19 protein-coding genes are annotated in these 16343 nt (G+C 64.1%); 9 read left to right on the top strand and 10 right to left on the bottom strand.

Going from position 1 to position 16343, the window contains the following annotated elements; all coding sequences use genetic code 11:
- On the bottom strand, nucleotides 1–416 hold a 416-nt coding region (locus BUE39_RS32675; protein WP_200799537.1), incomplete at its 3' end, for a contractile injection system protein, VgrG/Pvc8 family.
- Nucleotides 417–644: 228 nt separating this feature from the next.
- On the opposite strand from BUE39_RS32675, the gene BUE39_RS32680 reads away from it, so the two are divergent.
- A complete protein-coding gene (locus BUE39_RS32680) occupies nucleotides 645–971 on the top strand; it encodes a hypothetical protein (RefSeq protein WP_143032042.1) in 327 nt (108 codons plus the stop codon).
- 610 nt (nucleotides 972–1581) lie between these two features.
- Here the strand turns inward: BUE39_RS32680 and BUE39_RS32685 are convergent.
- The 4 genes from BUE39_RS32685 to BUE39_RS32700 all read right to left on the bottom strand — a co-directional run bounded on the left by BUE39_RS32685 (nucleotide 1582) and on the right by BUE39_RS32700 (nucleotide 5001).
- Nucleotides 1582–2367 (bottom strand): ProQ/FinO family protein, encoded by a 786-nt coding sequence (locus BUE39_RS32685; protein WP_073432805.1) that lies wholly within the window; start codon nucleotides 2365–2367, stop codon nucleotides 1582–1584.
- 157 nt (nucleotides 2368–2524) lie between these two features.
- Nucleotides 2525–3910 carry a sensor histidine kinase gene (locus BUE39_RS32690; protein WP_073432827.1) on the bottom strand — a complete coding sequence of 462 codons (1386 nt, stop codon included), beginning with the start codon at nucleotides 3908–3910 and terminating at the stop codon, nucleotides 2525–2527.
- Nucleotides 3907–4569 (bottom strand): response regulator, encoded by a 663-nt coding sequence (locus BUE39_RS32695; protein WP_073432807.1) that lies wholly within the window; start codon nucleotides 4567–4569, stop codon nucleotides 3907–3909. The genes BUE39_RS32690 and BUE39_RS32695 overlap by 4 nt, the downstream gene beginning before the upstream one ends.
- Nucleotides 4570–4797: 228 nt before the next feature.
- Nucleotides 4798–5001 (bottom strand): cold-shock protein, encoded by a 204-nt coding sequence (locus BUE39_RS32700; RefSeq protein ID WP_007181784.1) that lies wholly within the window; start codon nucleotides 4999–5001, stop codon nucleotides 4798–4800.
- A 470-nt stretch (nucleotides 5002–5471) separates the two neighbouring features.
- Here BUE39_RS32700 and BUE39_RS32705 point away from each other — a divergent pair, with 470 nt between their 5' ends.
- Together BUE39_RS32705 and BUE39_RS32710 are read left to right on the top strand one after the other, a co-directional pair.
- Nucleotides 5472–6917, top strand: a complete 1446-nt coding sequence (locus BUE39_RS32705) for an NAD-dependent succinate-semialdehyde dehydrogenase (protein WP_073432809.1) — start codon at nucleotides 5472–5474, stop codon at nucleotides 6915–6917.
- Nucleotides 6918–7034: 117 nt separating this feature from the next.
- A complete protein-coding gene (locus BUE39_RS32710; protein WP_073432811.1) occupies nucleotides 7035–7610 on the top strand; it encodes a GNAT family N-acetyltransferase in 576 nt (191 codons plus the stop codon).
- A 39-nt stretch (nucleotides 7611–7649) separates the two neighbouring features.
- Here the strand turns inward: BUE39_RS32710 and kdgT are convergent, their stop codons facing one another.
- Entirely contained in the window at nucleotides 7650–8666 is a 1017-nt protein-coding gene (gene kdgT / locus BUE39_RS32715; RefSeq protein ID WP_073432813.1) for a 2-keto-3-deoxygluconate transporter, read from the bottom strand.
- Between the two features lie 303 nt (nucleotides 8667–8969).
- Here kdgT and kduI point away from each other — a divergent pair, with 303 nt between their 5' ends.
- The 3 genes from kduI (at nucleotide 8970) to kdgR (ending at nucleotide 11595) form a co-directional block, all read left to right on the top strand.
- Nucleotides 8970–9806, top strand: a complete 837-nt coding sequence (gene kduI, locus BUE39_RS32720; RefSeq protein WP_073432815.1) for a 5-dehydro-4-deoxy-D-glucuronate isomerase — start codon at nucleotides 8970–8972, stop codon at nucleotides 9804–9806.
- 40 nt (nucleotides 9807–9846) lie between these two features.
- Nucleotides 9847–10617 (top strand): 2-dehydro-3-deoxy-D-gluconate 5-dehydrogenase KduD, encoded by a 771-nt coding sequence (gene kduD, locus BUE39_RS32725; protein ID WP_073432817.1) that lies wholly within the window; start codon nucleotides 9847–9849, stop codon nucleotides 10615–10617.
- Between the two features lie 108 nt (nucleotides 10618–10725).
- Nucleotides 10726–11595 (top strand): DNA-binding transcriptional regulator KdgR, encoded by an 870-nt coding sequence (gene kdgR, locus BUE39_RS32730; RefSeq protein ID WP_073432829.1) that lies wholly within the window; start codon nucleotides 10726–10728, stop codon nucleotides 11593–11595.
- A gap of 67 nt (nucleotides 11596–11662) precedes the next feature.
- On the opposite strand, the gene BUE39_RS32735 is transcribed toward kdgR, so the two are convergent.
- Nucleotides 11663–12220: a cytochrome b gene (locus tag BUE39_RS32735; protein ID WP_374710298.1), complete on the bottom strand. Its 558-nt coding sequence runs from the start codon at nucleotides 12218–12220 to the stop codon at nucleotides 11663–11665.
- 496 nt (nucleotides 12221–12716) lie between these two features.
- Between BUE39_RS32735 and BUE39_RS35975 the strand changes: the two genes are divergently transcribed.
- The 3 genes from BUE39_RS35975 to BUE39_RS32745 all read left to right on the top strand — a co-directional run bounded on the left by BUE39_RS35975 (nucleotide 12717) and on the right by BUE39_RS32745 (nucleotide 13768).
- Nucleotides 12717–12839, top strand: coding sequence for a hypothetical protein (locus BUE39_RS35975; RefSeq protein WP_268802013.1), 123 nt, complete (start codon nucleotides 12717–12719; stop codon nucleotides 12837–12839).
- Nucleotides 12840–13010: 171 nt separating this feature from the next.
- Nucleotides 13011–13442: a hypothetical protein gene (locus BUE39_RS32740; protein ID WP_073432819.1), complete on the top strand. Its 432-nt coding sequence runs from the start codon at nucleotides 13011–13013 to the stop codon at nucleotides 13440–13442.
- Between the two features lie 77 nt (nucleotides 13443–13519).
- Complete coding sequence (locus tag BUE39_RS32745) at nucleotides 13520–13768, top strand: hypothetical protein (protein WP_073432821.1); 249 nt, start codon at nucleotides 13520–13522, stop codon at nucleotides 13766–13768.
- 80 nt (nucleotides 13769–13848) lie between these two features.
- On the opposite strand, the gene BUE39_RS32750 is transcribed toward BUE39_RS32745, so the two are convergent.
- The 3 genes from BUE39_RS32750 to BUE39_RS32760 form a co-directional block, all read right to left on the bottom strand.
- A complete protein-coding gene (locus BUE39_RS32750) occupies nucleotides 13849–14100 on the bottom strand; it encodes a hypothetical protein (protein WP_073432823.1) in 252 nt (83 codons plus the stop codon).
- 216 nt (nucleotides 14101–14316) lie between these two features.
- Nucleotides 14317–15489 (bottom strand): 4-hydroxybenzoate 3-monooxygenase, encoded by a 1173-nt coding sequence (locus BUE39_RS32755; protein ID WP_073432825.1) that lies wholly within the window; start codon nucleotides 15487–15489, stop codon nucleotides 14317–14319.
- Nucleotides 15490–15743: 254 nt separating this feature from the next.
- The coding region (locus tag BUE39_RS32760; protein WP_459543773.1) for a threonine ammonia-lyase at nucleotides 15744–16343 on the bottom strand (600 nt) is incomplete at its 5' end.

Below are 16343 nucleotides of genomic sequence, written 5' to 3' on the forward strand. Positions count from 1 at the left end.
TGCATGTTGAATACATCAGTCAGGATTTCATCGGCCGGTTTGTTCTGCCAGATCCGCGCATCCTTGCGAAAGCGCAGAAAGTGCATCCACGATGCAAAGCCGATCTGATAGCTCGTGAGGCCGGTATCCGACCCGAGACGGCGGGCCGTGTGAACATAGCCGTGCCGAGGCAGATAGGATCTGTCAGTCTGCTGGACCCAGAGCGTGACAGGCTGGGCGATCAGCGTTTTGAGTTCAACAGTGTCTGATGTGGAAACAACGTCAACGGTGAATTCGAAATGGCGGCCGATTCGCGAATGACCGACAACCCGCTGGGGCACGAGGACATTATTTCCCAACGCAGTATCCAACTTCAGCAGGCGATCACTCTGGATGAGTCCGCCAGTGATTGCCCCGATTATGTCCTGCGCACCCATACTGCCTCTTCTTTCTTGTTGGCTGACTGAGCGACCGCGCTCTGCGCGATTTTACGAAAGTTCAGATGAATCGGCCAGCGGTTCAATGTCAGTAAGTGTGAGGCGACATGACTTAACCTGAATAAGCGAGCGGCATATTCTCCGGATTTTGTCGAATAACTTCCCCGGATATTCTTTCAGTTTGGTAAATGGATTACGATGCCTGGCTCTAGAACGGCGGCAACCGGATTGCCAATCCAGGCACAAAATCGCAAGAGGCGATCCACAGGGAGTCAGTCGGGCAGAAAGCGGCTCGGCAAGGGCATGCTATTGCCGCACACGGCTACTTTTGTGCGTGAACAGTCGCTGTACTGGCACCTTGCCCTGGCAGCATTTCGGGTTGGCAAGGCCAACGGCGATCTGCCGGCAGAAGTGGCAAAGGCGCTTTATCTCGCCCAGTATCTTGAGGAGGCCGGTTTCGGCGCACTCGAAGATGCACTCTATCTTGAGGCGGAACGGATACTGGATTTCGCAGCCGCGGAACGCGGGCAAAGGCATCTGGCTCCCGGTATCTAGCCCTCTTAGCGCCACAGGGGCGCTGATACGTTAGCGGGAAAAAAGGCCGTTGGCGCCGTCGACCTTTGTTCAAAATCGTGAAGCGCGACTGCCGTCACCTTTTCCCTGGCTTCCTCGGCGCGAGCAAGACTACGCTGCTCAATCGGTGGCCGGATCGACGGCACGCATCCACTTGCTCATGATTTGACGACCGTCCAGGCGATATGCCGGCCGCGTCGAGAAGAGTCATTCTCTGACTGACGGATGGCCGCTGGACCTCCAAGGCGGCCATTGACTTCGCGTCGGTCTCAATGGCGGCTCCGGCTCGTCATGAGACGATCGCCGTCGGGCGCAAACCGGCCAGTTTCTGACACTCACCGGCGTATGCATGCGGACACTCGAACGGCTGATCCATCCAGCAAGACGTCATTGAGGGGATTGGTGTGAACGTCTGCTTCGGGTCCGATCAGCGACAGCCACAGACAGCCAAGCCGTCGTTGCAAATCGTCAGCCGCCTGGATCATTTCGCTAACCGTGTCCGTGTCAGCAGTTTTCCACTCACCTGCCGCAGATGCCACCTTGCGTGGCATCGCCCACCAAAGCAGCCGCCCCTGGGCGGGGCGGCGGTCGTTCACGCTTCGGGAGTACCCGGCGGTATGCTCACCGGCGAAGTAGCAGACGCGACGTCGGCTTCATCGCTGGCCGATGCGTCCGTCGAACCGGCTTGCGGCTTGCCATCCGCATCATGCTGCGAGCCGGCCTGCGAAGCCACCTCGGCATCCGCGGGCGAAGCCGCTGCGTCGGCAGCCGCATTCACCGCGCCGCCAACCGCTTTCGACGCGCCGCGCGCCGCGCGATGCGCCTGCAAACGCTGCGCACCCGCGGCTTCCTGCGCCGTGACCTTGCCCGCCTCGGCGCCCGTCAGATCGACACGCGCCGCACCTTCGACCAGACACTTCCAGTAGCGGCTGCCACGGCACCACGTCTTGATCGCGTCGCGCAACTCCGCTTCGTTCAGCGACAGTTCCTTCGCGTGCGCGACGAGGTCCTCGAAGATGCCGACCTTCAGCGGCAGCTTGGGCGCCGGATTCTTCGGGAAGGCATTCGGAAAATGTTTTTGCAGTCTGCCAATCGACTTCACCACCGGGTCCACCGGCTTCGCGTCCGCGGGCCTCGGCTGCGCTGCGGGATGGGCGGCGGCTTCGGGCGCGCCACGGCGCGCATGCGCCGGCTTGCGCGCAGGCCTCGCGTCCGGCCGCGCATCGGGCTTCGCGCCGGATTTGGCAGCGGGCTTGGAACCGGGCCGGGCACCCGACCTGGCGCCCTCGGACTTGGCACCCGGCTTCGCGGCGGGTGCCGCTTCCGCGCGGGCCGCGGCCAGTTGCTTCTTCAGTTCAGCGAGTTGTTCGAAACCCATGGCGCACAATCAATCGGAGGAAACCGAGATTGTAGCAGCGTGTGGCGACACGCTCATGACGCCGCTTGCGCGGCGCGGGCCTGCGGGAGCGGCGCGATCCTCCCGCGCGGCGTCTGAAACCGATTTTTTGGCGTATTCCTGTAGCGCCGCGCGCGTTTCAGCGGATCGGCGACACAGGGGACGCCATGCCCTCCGTTGGCAACGGCGCGCCCTCATACGTTTTCAGTCCAGAGACGCAAACGCACAAGCCTGGTCGACCCTCGTTATTGCGCAGCGAAAGCCCGAGCCGATGCCGCTCGGCGATCCGCGACACGATCGCAAGACCTAGCCCGCTGCCCTCCCCCTGCGCCTCCTCGCCTCGATAGAAACGGTCGAAAACACGTTCGAGCTCCGCCTCGGGTATGCCTGAGCCGCTATCCACCACATCGAATCCCACGCGCTCCGCCGAGCGCCTCAGGATCACGTCGACTCGACCGCCGCGCGGCGTATGGCGGATCGCGTTGTTGATCAGATTGCCCAACAGCACGCTCATTCCGTGCGGATCGGCGAGCACGGTATAAGCATCGTCGGCCGTGCGGGCGTGCTCGCATTCGAGCCCGAGGTCGATCTCCTTGGCCTCGGCCAGCAACGAACAGTCGCCCACCACCTGCTCACCGATCCGGCGCAAGCTCACGGGCGTCATCGAGGTGACCGGATGCGCGTCCTCACGCGCCAGCGTCAACAATTGCTGGACCAGGTGAATCATCCGGTTCACGCGCCCCTCGACGCGTTCCAGCGTCTGCCCCTCGCCCTTCAACGAGCCGTCGCGCGAGGCCGCCTGCAATTGCAGCTTCAAGGCGGCGAGCGGCGAGCGCAACTCATGCGCGGCATCGGCGATGAAGGTGCGCTGCGCCTGCGATGCGGCGTTCAGGCGCTGCAGGAGATCGTTGAGCGCGACCACCAGCGGCTTGATTTCGACCGGCACGGTGCCGTCGAGACGCAGCGGTTCGAGCGAATCGATCGAACGCGTCGACAGCGCGCGCGACAGTCCGCCGATCGGCGCGAGCCCGCGCGCCACCACCAACAGCACCAGCGCGACCGTCACCGGCACCAGCACGCCGAGCGGCCACAGCGTATGCAGCGCCAGTTGCATCGCCAGGTCGTCGCGCACGGACACCGGCTGCGCCACCTGAACGTAGCGGTCGGCCTGCTGCAATCCGAACGCGCGCCAGTGGTACTCGCCGGTCTCCACGGTATTGAAGCCCACGGGCAGACGCGCGAACACCGGCTCCTGCATCGAGTGATAGACGAGCTTGCCGGTACGGTCCCAGATTTCGATGACGAGCCGGTCGTCGGCCAGGTCGCCCAGGTCGGGCTGGCGATCGCCCTCGCCCGCGCCGGCCAGATTCGCGGGCAGCGACAGCGCCACCGTGCGCAGTTCATAGTCGAACAGTTCGCCGGCCTCGACGCGCGCCGTGTGAAAGATGCCGTAGGCGGCCACGCCCGACGCCGCAGCGAGGCCGAAGATGAGCCAGCCGAGCAGCCAGCGGCGGATCGATCTCACCCGCATCGCTTCAGACGGTAGCCCACGCCGCGCACGGTCACCACCTGGTCCGCGCCGATCTTGCGCCGCAGGCTGTGCACGTGCACCTCGATCGTATTGCTGCCGACTTCCTCGCCCCAGCCGTACAGCTTCTCTTCCAGTTCGGTCTTGGTGAACACGCGCGTGGGCTCCTCGATCAGCGCTTGCAGGAGCGCGAATTCGCGCGGCACGAGCGGCAACGGTTCGCCGGCCTTGGTGACTTCGTGCGCCGCCGGGTCCAGCGTGAGTTCGCCGTGCGTATAGACGGGCTGCTTATGGCCGGTGCGCCGCCGCAATAGCGCACGCACGCGCGCGCCGAGTTCGTCGAGGTCGAAGGGTTTGATCAGGTAATCGTCGGCGCCCGCATCGAGGCCGCGGATGCGTTCTTCCACCGCGTCGCGCGCGGTCAGGATGATCACCGGCGCGGCGCCGCCGTTCTTGCGGTAGGCGCCGAGCAGGTCGATGCCGTCCTTCTTCGGCAAGCCGAGATCGAGCAGCACGAGGTCGTACACGCCGTTGCCCAGCGACAGTTCCGCCGCGCGGCCGTCATTGGCCCAATCGATCGCGTAACCGGCGCGGCGCATCGCGCCCAGCACCGTCTCCGCGATCATGTCGTCGTCCTCGACCAATAGCAGACGCATCGCCTCTCTTCCCCCGTTTTGCCCGCACTGCAGGTCCGCTAGCTTAACGCGTCCTGGTGCTTGCAGAGGGGCGATTCAGCGCCCGGTGCGCCTTCATGTTCTTCGTCAGCGTTCTTCTTCATCGCTCCGGTTCATGGAGCGATATACCGACATACGCGGGCGCGGCCGCATCGCGCGACGCGCTTGCCCGCGCCCGGCTCGGCTGGGAGCGCGAGCCGGCCCTCACCCTCACACCGGCTTGATGTCCGCCGCCTGCTTGCCTTTCGGCCCTTGCTTGATTTCGAAGCTGACCTTCTGGTTTTCCTGCAACGATTTGAAGCCCTCGCTGCGGATTTCGGAGAAATGCGCGAACAGGTCTTCGCCACCGTCATCGGGTGTGATGAAGCCAAAGCCCTTCGCGTCGTTGAACCACTTCACTGTACCGGTTGGCATGTCGATTCCTATGTGTATCCAGGTTGATGGGGCTGCATGTCGCCGTCTTTCGTCCGCTGATTCGACCAGAGCCAGCGCCCCGGGCACTACCGCCGCAGCGCTTCGTGCGCGGTCGATGACGCGGACATTCGCCGGCTCATGCCACTGCGGCTCGACTCTACGCCTCTTTACATGACGTTGCCGTGATGGCTGCCGTGATGGCCGCCGTGACCGCCGCCGTGGCTGCTGCTGTGACTACCTTCGTGAGATTTTCGCCGTGACCTCCGCATGACTTTCGCTATCGCGTCTACTCGCGTCGCAAGACGCGTGCCTCGCGCGAGCCGTGGCAGGCGCCGATGCGATTTCGCGCAATCAGATAAGATAATCGGAATCGGCAATCCACTCTGGTCGCGCAGGTTCATCCGACCGCCACACGGTCGCGCGGCTATCGTTTTCGCCTATCCAGGCTTTCCCACATACAGGAACTCAGCATGGCCATTTCGAGCTATACCGATACCCGACTTCTGATCAACGGCGAGTGGTGCGATGCCGCAAGCGGCAAGACGCTCGACGTCATCAACCCGGCCACGGGCCAGCCCATCGGCAAGGTGGCGCACGCCGGCATCGCCGATCTGGACCGCGCGCTCGCCGCCGCGCAACGCGGCTTCGAAGCCTGGCGCAAGGTTCCGGCCAACGAACGCGCGACCACCATGCGCAAGGCCGCGGGCTTCGTGCGCGAGCGCGCCGCCGACATCGCCCGCCTGATGACGCAGGAACAGGGCAAGCCGTTCGCCGAAGCGCGCGTCGAAGTGCTCGCCGCGGCGGACATCATCGAATGGTTTGCCGACGAAGGGCGCCGTGTGTACGGCCGCATCGTGCCGTCGCGCAATCTGTCCGCGCAGCAACTGGTGCTCAAGGAGCCGATCGGTCCGGTGGCCGCGTTCACGCCGTGGAATTTCCCGGTCAACCAGATCGTGCGCAAGCTGAGCGCGGCGCTCGCAAGCGGCTGTTCGTTCCTCGTCAAGGCGCCGGAGGAAACCCCGGCGTCGCCGGCGGGTCTGTTGCAGGCGTTCGTCGACGCCGGCGTGCCGCCGGGCACGGTCGGCCTCGTGTTCGGCGATCCGGCCGAGATTTCGAGCTACCTGATTCCGCATCCGGTCATCCGCAAGGTGACGTTCACCGGCTCCACGCCGGTCGGCAAGCAATTGGCCGCACTCGCCGGCGCGCACATGAAGCGCGCCACGATGGAACTGGGCGGTCATGCGCCGGTGATCGTCGCCGAAGATGCCGACGTGGCGCTCGCGGTGAAAGCGGCTGGCGGCGCGAAATTCCGCAATGCGGGCCAGGTCTGCATCTCGCCCACCCGCTTCCTGGTGCACAACAGCATCCGCGAGGAGTTCGCCGCGGCGCTCGTCAAGCACGCTGAAGGTCTCAAGCTCGGCGACGGTCTCGCGGAAGGCACGACGCTCGGGCCGCTCGCCAACGCGCGCCGTCTGAGGGCGATGAGCAAGGTGCTCGATGACGCGCGCAAGACCGGCGCCACGGTCGCGACCGGTGGCGAACGCGTGGGCTCGGAAGGCAACTTCTTCGCGCCGACCGTGCTCACCAACGTGTCGCTCGAAGCCGACGTGTTCAACAACGAGCCGTTCGGCCCGATCGCGGCGATCCGCGGCTTCGACAAGCTCGAAGAGGCGATCGCCGAAGCGAACCGGCTGCCGTTCGGCCTCGCCGGCTATGCGTTCACGAAGTCGTTCAGCAACGTGCATCTGCTGTCGCAGCAACTGGAAGTCGGCATGCTGTGGATCAACCAGCCGGCCACGCCTTCGCCGGAAATGCCGTTCGGCGGCGTGAAGGATTCGGGCTACGGTTCGGAAGGCGGCCCGGAAGCGATGGAAGCGTACCTGGTCACCAAGGCCGTTTCGGTGATGGCGGCTTAAGCGGCTTAAGCGGCCTAAAAGGCTGGTTTTTCAGGCCTCTTCGCTTGCCATGAGGGTCCGCGGGCGTTTGCCCGCGGACCTTTTTTCTTGTGCTCGACCACCAATACGCCTGAACTCATGCAACCCACGCTGACTGGAACCATCGTCGAACTCAGGCCGCTTCGGCGGGAACATGCAAGCGCGCTGCTCGACGCCGCCGCGGACGGTGACCTCTGGAACATGACGCTGACCGTGGTGCCGGGACCGGACACCATCGCCGGCTATCTGGCAACCGCACTCGAAGGATGCGCGGCCGGCACTGTGATGCCGTTCGTGATCGTGAAGCGCGATACGGGCGCGATTGTCGGCAGCACGCGGTTCTGGAAAATCGATCGCGTGAATCGCAAGCTCGAAATCGGCCACACGTGGTTGAGCGCGTCGGTGCAGCGCTCGGCGGTGAACACCGAGGCGAAATATCTGTTGCTGTGTCACGCGTTCGAAGCGATGCAATGCGTGCGCGTGCAGTTCACCACCGACGAACTCAACGAGAAATCACGCGCGGCGATTCTGCGCATCGGCGCGAAGCAGGAAGGTGTGGTCCGGCATGAGCGCATCATGCCGGACGGACGCAAGCGCAACTCGGTGCGCTTCAGCATCATCGATGACGAGTGGCCTGAGGTGAAGGCCGTGCTCGAGGGGAAGCTGGGGCGGTGATACGGCCCAGCCACTCCCCGCCAGCACAAAGCTTCACGTTCAAACGTGCGCGTCGCGCTCGCTGAGCGGCTGCGCTTTCGCCACCGGGAACTCCTCGCGCAACGCGTCGCGCGCGTGATGCCGGCGCACCCATAGCGCGGTGAGGATCGGCACGAGAATCGCCGTGACGAGGCAGGCCGTCGCGACCATCGCGGTCGCCGCCGGCACGAGCGGCTTGAAGCTCGGAATCATCTCGCCGATGATCGCGGGGTTCGCCACCGCGGCGCCCGCCGTCGACGAGGCCGCGAGGCCCGCCGCGCCATTGCCGCCCGCGATCCAGCGGTCGGCGAGAATCAGCGGAATGCCGGTCACGACGATCACCGCGAGACCGAGCAGGACGCCCGGCAGACCGCTCTTCGCGATCACGTTCAGGTCGATGCCGTTGCCGAGCGCGAAGCCGAAGAACGGAATCAGCGGATGCACGCAGCGGCCGAAGAACTCGCGCAGCTCGCTATCGAGGTTGCCCAGCACGAACCCCACGAGAAACGGCAGCACGGCGCCGACGAAAAGCCGCGGCTCGAAGAACGCGACGCCGGCCGCGCCGAGAATGATCATGCTGACGAGCGGCCCCGATTCGACCGACATCAGCACGAACGCGCCCGCCTCTTCCTTGGTGCCGTATTGCTGCATCACCGCGGCATAGAGGCCGCCGTTGGTCATGTCCATCGACGTGGTGATCGCCAGCACCGACAGGCCGGCGAAGAGGCCCGCCTTGATGCCGTCGACGGGAATGAAATGCGAGGCGACGAGCGTCGCGATCCACGCCACCACCATCTTGGTGACGAGCAGCGTGCCCGATTTGCGCAGCACCGTGCCGGTCGCCCGCAGGTCGATCGTCGCGCCCATGCAGAAGAACCACACCGCCAGAATCGGCACGGTGCCGCTGATCAATCCATTGGTAAACGAGCCGAAGTATTTCCCCGCGCCCGGCGCAAATGTATGGACACAAGCGCCGAGCAGCAACGGCACCAGCATCAGACCGCCTGGAATGCGGTCGATGGCCTTCTTGATCTTCATGCCTCCTCCGTGGACTTCGCGTCCAGTTATCGGGTGGGTTACCCGGGGTAATGTCCCGGTCTTGCGCCGGGCTGCTCCCTTTCGGCGCAATATAACATCGTGAAAGGAACACTGTTCCGATTCTCTTTGAATTTCGGATCATCGTTTACCCGAGCGATCCTGAAACACCGCGCCATTACTCGACAGACCCCGCAATATTTTTTGGACCATCGTTCCGAAATGCGAATTCTGCGTTAAAGTCGAGCCCACACACGCGCCTCGATGCGGCATGGCAAGGCGCCCAATCAGACCGGAGACAGAACAATGGAAGTGAGACAGGCCATCAACAGCGAGTACGCAAAGACACTCGATACCGCGGGGCTGCGCAAGGAATTTCTCGTCGACCAGGTATTCGAGCGCGACGCGCTGCGGCTCACGTATAGCCACATCGACCGCATCATCGTCGGCGGCGTGTGGCCGGCCACGCGCGCGGTCGAAGTGCCCGCCTCGCTCGGCAAGGCGATCGGCGTCGGCTATCTGCTGGAGCGCCGCGAACTCGGCGCGATCAACATCGGCGGCGACGGCTGGGTCGACGTGGACGGCACGCGTCATATCGTGCGCAACGAAGAGGCGATCTACATCGGCAAGGGCGCGCAAGCCGTCGCGTTCGGCAGCGACGACGTCGCCCATCCCGCGAAGTTTTATCTGAACTGCGCGCCCGCGCACGAGACGCATCCGACCCGCACGATCTCGCTCGCGCAAGCTTCGCCGCAAACGCTCGGCGACCCGGCCACGAGCAACCGCCGCACGATCTACAAGTTCATCGTCCCTGAAGTGCTGCCCACCTGCCAGCTTTCGATGGGCATGACCAAGCTCGAACCCGGCAGTCTCTGGAACACGATGCCTTGCCACACGCACGAGCGTCGCATGGAGGTGTATTTCTATTTCAACGTCGCCGACGACGCCGCCGTCTTCCACATGATGGGCGAGCCGAACGAGACGCGCCATATCGTCGTGCACAACGAGCAGGCCGTAATCTCGCCGAGCTGGTCGATTCACTCGGGCGTCGGCACGCGCGCGTACACGTTCATCTGGGGCATGGTCGGCGAAAACCAGGTGTTCGGCGATATGGACCACATCGCCGTGCGCGATCTGCGGTGATCGACATGACGCTCTCCCTTCACGACAATCCGCGCACGATATGAGCCAGAAAACAGTGAACCCCTTCGACCTGACCGGCAAGGTCGCCATCGTCACCGGCAGCAATACGGGCCTTGGCGCGGGCATGGCGGTGGCGCTCGCGTCGGCCGGCTGCGACATCGTCGGCGTGAGCCGCGGCGACGCCGGCGACACACCCGCGCGCGTGCAGGCGGCAGGCCGCCGTTTCGCGGACGTGCGCGCCGATCTGGCCTCGATCGCGCCTATCGAGGACATCGTGCGCGCGGCGGTCGAGGCATTCGGCCGCGTCGACGTGCTCGTGAACAACGCGGGCATCATCCGCCGCGAGGACGCGCTCGCGTTCGGCGAGGACGACTGGGACGCGGTCATGGACGTCAATCTGAAGAGCGTCTTCTTTCTTTCGCAAGCCGTCGCTCGGCAGTTCGTCAGGCAGCAAGGCGGCGGCAAGATCGTCAACATCGCGTCGATGCTGTCGTTCCAGGGCGGCATACGGGTCGCGTCCTACACGGCGTCGAAAAGCGGCGTGCTCGGTCTCACGCGCCTGCTCGCGAACGAGTGGGCCGCGCGCGGCGTCAACGTGAACGCGATCGCGCCGGGCTACATGGCGACCGCGAACACCGCGGCTCTGCGCGACGACGCCCAGCGCAACGACGAGATTCTCGGCCGCATTCCGGCCGGCCGCTGGGGCACGCCCGACGACCTCGCGGGACCGGTCGTGTTTCTCGCGTCGTCGGCCTCGGACTACGTGCATGGCCATACGCTCGCGGTGGACGGCGGCTGGCTCGCGCGCTAGCTCGGCAGACGGCATCGGAAGCGGTATGCTTCTGATGCGGCGCGCGCGTTGACACATTGACACGCCGACGCGGCTGACGTGGGCAGGCATCGACAGGGAATGACGGAAATGGCAGCAATGGGCAAGCAGCGCAAGGACGCCGCCACGCACGACGCGGAAAGCGCGGATTGTGTCGGCATGAGCGGTGAATCGGCTTCATCGGTCGGCCGGGTGTTCGCGATTCTCGGCGCGATCGGCGACAGCGGAGAAATCGGCATCAGCGAACTGTCGCAACGGCTCGGCATGTCGAAAACCACGGTGCACCGCGTGATCCAGACGCTGAAGGCGCTCGGCTACGTGACGCAGGAAATCGAAACCGAGCGCTACCGGCTCACCATTCGTCTGTTCGAACTCGGCGCGAAGGCGCTGGAGAGCGTCGATCTCGTGCGCGAGGCCGACGTCGAGATGCGCCGCATCGGTCAGATCACGCGCGAGGCGGTCCACCTCGGTGCATTCGACGAAGACGCGATCATCTACATTCACAAGATCGACGCCGACTACGGGCTGCGCATGCAGTCGCGCATCGGCCGCCGCAATCCGCTGCACAGCACGGCGATCGGCAAGGTGCTGCTCGCGTGGATGGACCCGGCCGAGGCGCGCGAAGTGCTCTCGCACGTGGAATTTCGCAAGTCGACGCAAAAGACGCTCGCTTCCGCCGAAGCCGTGCTGAGCATTCTGCCGCACGTGCGCGAGCAAGGTTACGGCGAGGACAACGAGGAACAGGAGGAAGGGCTTCGGTGTCTCGCGGTGCCGGTATTCGACCGCTTCGGCCGCGTGATCGCCGGCCTGTCGATTTCGTTTCCGACGATGCGCTGCGGCGCCGACACCAAATCGCACTACGTCGCGCTGCTCAAGCAGTCGGGTCTTGCGATCTCCACACGGCTCGGCTATCGCGAAGCGACCGCCGCCGCCGAGCATGCGGCCGCCGAGCCGGGCTGAGCGGCCAGGCTCAACGCGCGGCAGGCATCGAGCGGCGCGAGAGTCGACGCGCCCGCCGCGCGAACATTCAAGGCAGCATCCGCTGCATAACCCGATCCTTCAGCACGAAGCGATGAAAGAGCGCCCCGCCGACGTGCAAGACAATCAGTGCGAACAGCACCCAGGCCAGCACGCCATGAATGTCGCCCATTTCATGAGCGACAGGCGAGCCGACTGGTGCGATCGCCGGATAAGGCAGCACGCCGAATAGCCTGATCAACCAGTCGCGCGAGGATGCATTGGCCCAGCCCAGCACCGGCACGATCACCAGCGCGAGATACAGCAACCCATGCGTGACGTTCGACACGATCCGCAGAGAAGGTGAAACGTCCGCGGGCGCGGGCGAATGCGTGAGACGCCAGACGATTCGCAACGCCACCGCTGCAATCAGCGTGGCGCCCACGCCGAGGTGCCATGCGATCAGGCCGTCCGGCCGCGTGTCCTTGTGAATCTCCGGCATGGTCCAGCCGATCACGAACTGGGCCGAGATCAGCAGGACCACCAGCCAGTGCAAGAACTTCGCTACGCCGTCGTAACCCGCCGTATAAGGGCGAAAAAGATCGGCTTGGTCGGATTGCATTTTCATGAGCGTTTGTCGCCGTCGTTTAGCGGTTGGTTGGGGATGCAGGTCCACGCCGGCATAAAGAATCGCGGGCGCATGCGCCGGGTATGCTACACGCGCAACCTTAAGAATTGCTGATGCGCCATCTGTCGGCGCGCTGCACGCGTGAGGCCGCCTGGTCCATTGATAATCCGCTACAGGCGATCTTGCGTCGTTGCGCGAGCGCAAGATCATCCACGCAGTCTGCAACCGAATGTATCCGCTGAGCAAAGTCGCCGGCCCCTGAACGCGCCCGGTGGCGCCGGATGCCGCAGCCGTCCTCTTTTCCATAACGCGCTCAACGGGTTGCCGGCAACTGCTTGCTGGCGCATCGCTCCGCCGCGCGCCTTTCCAACGCCCTCCTGCCCACGTCCGCGCTCCGGCGACAGCGGATCGAATCGACACGTCCTGTTACACACGAACACATCGGTAATGCGACGGCTCAGTAGAGTTCGGGTCAACAAGGAAAGGGAGCAAGGTCATGAAACGAATTCTCGCGCTGGTCATATTGGCGGTAACGCTCGGCAGCGCCTTGAGCGCTTGCATCGTGGTGCCGGCAGGCGGCGGCTATCACGACCATTACCGCTATCGCGACCGTTACTAAGCCCGCTACTAAGCCCGCTACTAAGCCGGTTACTAAGCCGGTTACTAAGCCGGTTACTAAGCCGGTTACTAAGCCGGTTACTAAGCCGGTTACCAAGCCCGTTACCAAGCTCGATCCGCGCAGTCCCGCATCCCGCGGTGCAAACTCAATCGTAAAACCCGAGAATAAAACATGAGCCATTCACGAAACCGCTGGCTGTCCGTGGCGATCGTTGCAGGTGTGGGGATCGGCGCATCGTCGGTCGCGCTCGCGCACGTCGATGTGGGTGTCGGTGTGAACATCGGCGTTCCGGGCGTCGCTTACGCGCCCGAGCCGGTCTATGCGCCACCCCCGCCGGTGTATGCGCCGCCTCCTCCCGTGGTGGTCATCAGCCCCGGCTGGTACGGCGAGCGCTATTACGACGGTCATCGCTATTGGGAGCGGCGCGACTGGGAAGCGCGTCACCGTGGCGGGCGCGAATGGCGCGAAGCCCGCGGGCCGCGCGGCGACTGGCACGACGGCGGGCGCGACTACGGCTACGGGCGCGGCTACGGCGGCCCGCGCGGCGATTGGCGCGGCGATGGTCATGGTCACGGCGAGGGCCGCGGTCACGGCGACCATTGATACGCGGCACCCGGCGGCATCATCGGCCACGCCGGGCCGCACACGCATGAGCGTCACCCACTTTGAGGAGCGACGATTTGCTAAGCAGCGATCCCCGGCGTGTCACCGCGCAAGTCGACGGCGTGCTCATGTGCGCCGAATACAGTGAATTGACCGGCCAATTGTGCTTGCGTCAGGATGGCGCGTTGCTGCGCGAATGGTTTCCGCCTCATTCGTGGATCGCGATTGCATCCGCGGCGGGGGCGCGGCATTGGGGCACGCGGCCGACCGATGAAGATCTGCTCGCGCTGTTGCGCAATGAAGTGACGTTGTTGCGTGGAGCTTAGGTTAAAACTTAGATGCGAGACGGACGAAGCACGCGGCGAGGCGCTCGCCGCGTGCTTCGTTGGATGCTTCGTTGACTGCTTCAACGCGCGTTATAAATCGGCGGCGAATACGAACTGACCGTGGTATCGCGGCCATGTCCGGCTTGCCACGTGCCGTGGCTACCCGAACCATATCCGCTGGTGTCGGCTTGAGCCGCGTTTTGCGGGTCGGAGGTCCGCGCTTGCGTGGCTTGAACGTCTTGCGAAGCCGGCTGAGCGGACGACTGCGCAAACGAAGCAAGCGGCGCGGCAAGAACGACAGCGATAGCAACAGCTTGAATGAGCGATTTCATGTAACCACCTCCAGAGATTGTCTTTGTACGCGCTGCCGATGCGGCTTGTGTTGCAGCGATGAAGGCAGTGTAGGTGGCCGGCCTTACGGGATAAATCCGCTAATCATGAATTCACTGTTGCTTCGCGCACGACAATGAAAAACGTCCTGATCGGGCGTTCCTTCGCACGCACTCGGCGCCGGACACATTCAATCGCCGACGCCCTCCCCATTCGCTCTAAACGGCGGCGACCCCCACGTAGTTTTCCGCCATGACCGTGGCCGCCGCGCGCGACGTGGTCACGTATTCGAGTTCGGCCACCTGAAGCTGCTGCTCGAACGGCGACGCGCCTTCGATACGATGCATCATGCTCGTCATCCAGTAAGAGAAGTGCTCGGCGCGCCAGATGCGCTTGAGCGCGGTTTCGCTATAGCTGTCGAGCAGATCGGTGCGATTTTCCACGTAGAACGCCTTCAACGCGCGGGTGAGCACGCGCACATCGGCGACGGCGAGATTCATCCCTTTCGCGCCGGTGGGCGGCACGATATGCGCGGCGTCCCCGGCAAGAAAGAGCCGGCCATGCTGCATCGTGGCCGACACGAAACTACGCATGCCGACAATGTTCTTCTGAAAGATCTTGCCGTCGACAAGCTTCTGGCCGTCGTGCGAATCGACGCGCGCGTGCAGTTCCGCCCAGATTCTGTCGTCGGACCAATGGTCGACGGAGTCTTTCGGATCGCACTGGAAATACATGCGCTGCACGTTGCGCGAGCGCGTGCTGATCAGCGCAAAACCGCGTTCGTGCCGCGCATAGATCAATTCTTCCGAAGAAGGCGGCCCTTCGCACAAGATCCCGAACCAGCCGAATGGATAAACGCGTTCGAAGTCCTTGCGCAGCGCCTGCGGAATCGACGCGCGCGAGACGCCTTGCGAACCGTCGCAGCCGATCACGAAGTCGCATTGCAGTTCGCATGCTTCACCTTCGTGGCGATAGCGGATCGAAGGCGAGTCGGTCTCGATGTCGTGCAGCGAGGTCTCCGACACGCCGAAACGCAGCGCCCCGCCCGCGGCGATACGCGCCGCGACCAGATCCTTGATGACTTCGTGCTGCGCGTAAACGGTGATCGAATGGCCGGTGAGTCCGGTCAGATCGATGCGCCGCCGCTTGCCCTCGAAAGCGAGTTCGAAACCGTGATGCAGCGCGCCCTCCGCTTTCATGCGCGCGCCGACGCCGGCTTCGGTCAGCAGGTCCATCGTGCCCTGTTCGAGCACGCCGGCGCGAATGGTGGATTCGATCTGTTCGCGCGTGCGCGATTCGAGCACGACGGAGTCGATACCGCGCAAATGAAGAAGATGGGAAAGCAGCAGGCCCGCGGGCCCGGCACCGATGATGCCAATCTGGGTGCGCATGAGTTGTCTCCTGAATGCGGCGATTGATTTGCGCCCAGTTTGACGATCATGCGCGGTATCGCGCAACGCGATATGGCGGATATGCCGTATGCCGATTCAAGATAGCAAGTCGACGTGCGAGCGTGGCGCCGAGGTGCACGTATGCACTCGAACGCCCTGCCGACAGAGCTTGCGGTCTCCTGCAACGATCACTGCTGTTCCACATCGCTTTAGCCGATCTCAAGGTAAACCCCGAACGGCAACCGGCTCCACCATTACGCAAGAAACAGGCGATACACGGGGTTTTGCGTCTCTTCCCAGTACGGATACCCCAGCGTCGCGAGAAAGCGTCCGAACTCGCTGTTCTCGCTGTCGGGCACCTGAATGCCGACGAGAATCGAGCTGTAGTCCGCGCCCTGGTTGCGATAGTGAAAGAGGCTGATATTCCAGTTCGGCGCCATCGACGACAGGAACTTCATCAGCGCGCCCGGCCGCTCGGGAAACTCGAAGCGGAACAGCCGCTCGTCATGCGCGAGCGGCGAGCGGCCGCCGACCATGTAGCGGATGTGCTGCTTCGAGAGTTCATCGAAGGTCAGGTCGACAGTCGCGAAGCCGTGCGCTTCAAACGCGCCCGCGATCTGCGCGGACTCGCTGCGGTTCCGGATCTGCACGCCGACGAAGATATGCGCCGAGCTCGCGTCCGCGATCCGGTAGTTGAACTCGGTGACGCTGCGCGTGCCGACCAGTTCGCAGAAGCGCCGGAAGCTGCCGCGCTCCTCGGGAATCGTCACGGCGAACACCGCCTCGCGCGCTTCCCCCACTTCGGCGCGTTCGGCCACGAAGCGCATGCGGTCGAAATTCATGTTCGCGCCCGA

It is taken from the genome of Paraburkholderia terricola, from assembly GCF_900142195.1.
In the GTDB taxonomy this organism is placed as follows: domain Bacteria; phylum Pseudomonadota; class Gammaproteobacteria; order Burkholderiales; family Burkholderiaceae; genus Paraburkholderia; species Paraburkholderia terricola.